Genomic DNA, 5530 nt, shown 5'->3' on the forward strand with positions numbered 1-5530 from the left:
AACAGCCCGGCACACCTTCAACCTTGAGAGTAAAGAAGTACATCTAACTGTCAGCGTCGGCGTATCAACCTTTCCAGATGATGCAATGGACAGAGAAGGTTTAATAAAAGCTGCAGATGATGCCCTGTACATGGCAAAGAAGATGGGCAGAAACAGGGTTGTAACCTTCCAGCAATACCAGGCTACGAGGTCGCATTAATTATGTGCCAAGCTCCCAGCTCTTTAAGTATTTCTTCTGTTCTGGAGTGAGCCTGTCTATTTTTATGCCCATTGAAGAAAGCTTCATTGATGCGACTACCCTGTCTATTTTTTCTGGGACCCTGTATACAGCTTTTTTAAGTGACCTGCCCTCCTTAGCAAGATATTCCACTGATAGGGCCTGATTTGCAAAACTCATATCCATAACAGACGATGGGTGGCCCTCGGCGGCTGCAAGGTTTATAAGCCTCCCCTCGCCGAGGACATAGAGCCTCTTGCCGTTTCGAAGGGTATATTCTTCAACAAAGTCTTTTACCTTTCTTTTTTTCTTTGCCATTCTGTTAAGGTCATCGAGGGCCACCTCAACATTAAAATGGCCTGAATTGCAGATGATTGCCCCATCTTTCATTAGAGCAAAGTGGCTCTTTGCAATTACATTGATATCTCCTGTAACTGTCACAAAGAAATCGCCGACCCTGGCAGCATCACTGATTGGCATTATTTTAAACCCATCCATTGTTGCCTCTAATGCCCTGAGGGGGTTTACTTCTGCTACTATAACATTGGCGCCCATCCCTTTGGCCCTCATTGCCACACCCTTGCCGCACCAGCCATAACCTACAACCACAAACACAGAGCCTGCGAGCAGTCTGTTGGTAGCCCTGAGGATACCGTCAATAGTGCTCTGGCCTGTCCCATACCGGTTATCGAAGAGGTATTTAGTATAGGCGTCATTTATTGCAATTATCGGATAACCTAAAACACCCTTATCAGCCATGGCCCTGAGCCTTATGACACCTGTTGTTGTCTCCTCGGTCCCTCCGATTATGTTTTTAAGGAGTTTCTTTTCTGTCGTGTGTATTGTACTTACAAGGTCTGCGCCATCGTCCATTGTTATCTGTGGCCTGAGCTCGAGAGAAGATTTTATATGCCTGTAATATGTCTTGTTGTCTTCTCCCCTGATGGAAAAAACAGGGATTTTGAGGTTTTTAACGAGAGATGCAGCTACATCATCCTGTGTGCTAAGGGGGTTTGAGGCACAAAGGGCAACATCCGCACCGCCAGATTTAAGGGTTTCCATCAGCACTGCAGTCTCGGTTGTTACATGGAGGCATGCTGAAATTTTAAGTCCCTTGAGAGGTTTCTCCTTATTAAATCTTTCCTTTATTGTTTTTAAGACCGGCATATTCATTGCAGCCCACTCAATCCTGAGCTGGCCCTTATTTGCTAAACCAATGTCCTTTATATCATGCTTACTCATCCGGTATCTCCTCCTATTTACAGGCCTGCTCCCTTTTTAAGCGTTTCTGCTATATCGGTCTTCTCCCATGAGAATTCAGGGTCATTTCTGCCAAAGTGGCCATATGCAGCGGTCTTCTTGTAAATCGGTCTTCTTAGATCAAGGGTTTTGATGATCCCATGGGGTGTAAGGTTAAAGTTCTTCCTGACGAGTTCCACTATTTTTTTATCAGGTATCTTGCCTGTCCTGAATGTATCAACAAGAATAGAGACAGGCTCAGGGACCCCGATTGCATAAGCAAGCTGAACCTCTGCCCTGTCTGCAATCCCTGCGGCCACAATATTTTTTGCCACATACCTTGCCATATACGAAGCCGACCTGTCAACTTTTGTTGGGTCTTTTCCTGAGAAGCATCCACCGCCATGGCTGCCGACCCCGCCATAACTGTCTACAATTATCTTTCTGCCTGTAAGGCCTGTGTCACCTTGCGGGCCCCCTATAACAAATCTCCCTGTAGGATTGATGTGGTAGGTAATATTTTCTTCATCAAGAAGCTCTTTTGGGATTACAGGCTTTATGACCTTCTCTATAATGTCTTCTTTCATTTCCTTCAGGGTTATGTCAGGGCTGTGCTGTGTGGAAATAACTATGGTGTCAATCCTATGAGGCTTGCTGTCTATATATTCTACTGTTACCTGTGTCTTGCCATCTGGCCTGAGATAACCTAAAACATCTTTTTTCCTGACCTCTGATAGCCGCATTGCTAATTTATGTGCAAGACTTATGGTCAGAGGCATTAACTCAGGTGTTTCGTTACATGCAAAACCGAACATGAGGCCCTGGTCGCCAGCACCTCCGACATCCACTCCCATAGCAATGTCAGAGGACTGTTCATGAATTGAAGTGATTACAGCGCAGGTCTCATAATCAAAACCATATTTGGCTCTTGTATAGCCTATATCTCTTATGGTTTCCCTGACTATATCAGGTATGTGGACGTAACAGCTTGTAGTAATCTCACCTGCTACAAATGCAAGGCCGGTTGTAACTAAGGTTTCACATGCAACCCTTGCCATCGGGTCTTTGGCAATGATAGAATCAAGGATAGCGTCTGAAATCTGGTCAGCAATTTTATCTGGATGCCCTTCTGTAACAGATTCAGAAGTGAAAAAATAGTCTGTTTTACTCATGGTTATTACCTCCGAAGAAAAGTATCTGAAATTTAATAATTTTTCGACCTGAATTGTCAAGGGGAAAAAGAATTTTTTTGCGGGGAATTTATTTGACAACTGTTTATAATTTTGGGTTATAGTTATAAATGTCTCACTCTCTGACCCCAGAATAGAGGTAAAACTGCAAGGATTAATACTAATAAATTACACAGGCCGTTATGGGGTTGAAAGTTAAAAGTGAAAAGTTGAAAGTGAAAAGTTATGTGATTTTTAAACTCTTAACTCATAACTCTAAACTCTTAACTTTTTACGAGGAATAAATAGATGATAGATTATATATCAGTAAAAGGTGCAAGGGTTCATAATCTAAAAAATATAGACATAAAAATACCGAGGAACAGGCTTATAGTTATCACAGGACCCTCTGGCTCGGGCAAGTCTTCCCTTGCATTTGACACAATCTATGCTGAAGGGCAGAGGCGATATGTTGAGAGCCTTTCTGCCTATGCAAGGCAGTTTCTTGAGCAGTTGCAGAAGCCAGACGTGGATTCCATAGAAGGCCTGTCACCATCCATTGCCATTGAACAGAAAACAACCACAAAGAATCCGAGATCAACCCTCGGCACTATTACAGAAATTTACGACTACCTCAGGGTTTTATATACGAGGATAGGGATCCCTCAGTGTTATAACTGTGGTAGCTCCATTGCAGCACAGGGGATACAGCAAATCATAGAAACAGTAATGGCGCTGTCTTCAGGCAGCCGCATACAGATACTCTCTCCCATTGTCATTGGGAGAAAAGGAGAATACAAAAAAGAGCTGACAGAAGCGAGGAAGAAGGGCTTTGTCAGGGCAAGAATCGATGGTGAGATTGTTGACCTGACAGGAGAGATACATTTAGAGAAGCGTAAAAGGCACAATATTGAGATAGTTATTGACAGGTTGATTATAAAGCCAGGTATTGACAGACGTGTATCAGATGCGATTGAACTTGCATTGAAGCATTCTGAACTTGTCATAGTCAACATTGTTGATGAAAAAAGAGATATTCTTTTCAGCCGCAGGCTTGCATGTCCGGGATGCGGTGTAAGTTACCCTGAAATCAATCCGAGATTTTTTTCCTTTAATAGTCAGTATGGGGCATGTCCTAAATGTAATGGATTGGGATTTGACGGGATAAGCGAAGAGGAAGAAGAATTTCCCATACTGAGACCGTGTCCTGCCTGCGGTGGCCTGAGACTGAGGAAAGAGGCACTCAGCATAAGGATTAATAAATTAAACATCGGAGAATTCTCAAGGCTTTCTATAAAAGAGGCTATTGCCTTCTGTGAAGGGCTCAGACTTAAAGAAAGAGAAGCACTTGTTGCCCGGAGAATTCTGAAAGAGATTAAAGAGAGGTTATTATTTTTAAATAAAGTGGGCCTTGGATACCTCAGCCTCGACAGGCCGGCCTTCAGCCTGTCAGGAGGCGAGGGTCAGAGGATAAGGTTGGCGACTCAGATAGGCTCATCCCTCACAGGTGTGTTATACATCCTCGATGAGCCGAGTATAGGGCTGCATCATAGAGACTGCGGAAAACTCTTAGACAGCCTCTGCAACCTTAGAGAAATGGGTAATACTGTAATCGTCGTTGAGCACGACGAAGAGACGATAAGGAGGGCAGATCACATTATAGATATGGGGCCTGGTGCAGGTGTAAAAGGCGGCTATGTGGTTGCAGAGGGTAGTCTGCGAGAGATTCAGGCTAACAAGCAATCTCTTACAGGTAGTTATCTGCGTGGTGCCCTCAGTATTCCCATCCCTGAGAAAAGAAAAAAACCCAGAGACTACATCACAATTTTAGGTGCTCAGGAATTCAATCTTAAAAATATAAATGTAAAAATACCCCTCGGGATTTTTACCTGCATAACCGGTGTGTCTGGTTCTGGCAAGAGCACATTGATATTTGAAATACTCTATAAGGCTCTGGTCAGAAAACTATACTCATCGGGGGTCGTCCCCGGCAAGCACAGGGGCATTGATGGCATAGAGAACATAGATAAGGTAATCCATATTGACCAGTCACCCATTGGCAGGACACCACGCTCAAACCCGGCGACTTATACAGGCATTTTTGCTTTTATAAGAGAATTTTATTCCCAGTTGCCTGATTCAAGGGTAAGGGGTTACAGACCAGGCAGGTTTAGCTTCAATGTTGTCGGAGGCAGATGTGAGGTCTGTAAGGGTGACGGCCTCATGAAGGTTGCCATGCATTTTCTCCCTGATATTTATGTACCGTGTGATACATGCAAAGGCAAGAGATATAATAAAGAGACCCTCGAAATAACTTATAAGGGCAAAAATATCTCTGATGTCCTCGATATGACTGTAAGCCAGGCCCTTGAGTTCTTCATCTCCATCCCGCCCCTCAAACATAAACTCGGCACCCTCGAGGAGGTAGGCCTCGGCTATATACAGTTGGGTCAATCCGCTACAACCCTTTCTGGCGGAGAGGCGCAGAGGGTCAAGTTATCGAGGGAATTAAGCAAGAGGGCTACAGGGAAGACCTTATATATCCTTGATGAACCCACAACAGGGCTTCACTTTGTGGACATACAGAGGCTCCTCGAAGTATTAAAAAGTCTTGTAGATGCTGGAAACACCGTAGTAGTCATTGAGCACAACGTCGAGGTTATAAAGAATGCAGACTATATAATTGACCTCGGTCCTGAAGGCGGTGAGGAAGGCGGCCGCATAGAGGCGTCAGGAACTCCTGAGGAGGTTGCAAAAAATCCGATGTCCTATACCGGGGCATTTTTAACGAAGAAACTCCTGGACACTGTTTACCCTGCCCGCAAAGAAGGCATTTTCGTATGAGGCTGTTACTGAACAATCCTTTTCGCTCCAATCTACCGTCTAGTTTCTACTTTCTACTCTC

4 protein-coding genes are annotated in these 5530 nt (G+C 44.2%); 2 read left to right on the forward strand and 2 right to left on the reverse strand.

The features are described 5' to 3' along the window. A partial coding sequence (locus tag HZC12_04045; protein MBI5025899.1) for a diguanylate cyclase occupies window positions 1-199 on the forward strand: 199 nt, incomplete at its 5' end. Here the strand turns inward: HZC12_04045 and HZC12_04050 are convergent. Beyond that, entirely contained in the window at window positions 200-1459 is a 1260-nt protein-coding gene (locus HZC12_04050; GenBank protein ID MBI5025900.1) for an adenosylhomocysteinase, read from the reverse strand. It abuts the gene before it with no gap. Between the two features lie 17 nt (window positions 1460-1476). Beyond that, window positions 1477-2628, reverse strand: coding sequence for a methionine adenosyltransferase (locus tag HZC12_04055; protein MBI5025901.1), 1152 nt, complete (start codon window positions 2626-2628; stop codon window positions 1477-1479). A 306-nt stretch (window positions 2629-2934) separates the two neighbouring features. On the opposite strand from HZC12_04055, the gene uvrA reads away from it, so the two are divergent. Continuing rightward, on the forward strand, window positions 2935-5469 hold the full coding sequence (gene uvrA, locus HZC12_04060; GenBank protein ID MBI5025902.1) for an excinuclease ABC subunit UvrA: 2535 nt from the start codon (window positions 2935-2937) through the stop codon (window positions 5467-5469). Window positions 5470-5530: the final 61 nt, after the last annotated feature.

This window comes from Nitrospirota bacterium (genome assembly GCA_016214385.1).
GTDB lineage: Bacteria > Nitrospirota > Thermodesulfovibrionia > UBA6902 > JACROP01 > JACROP01.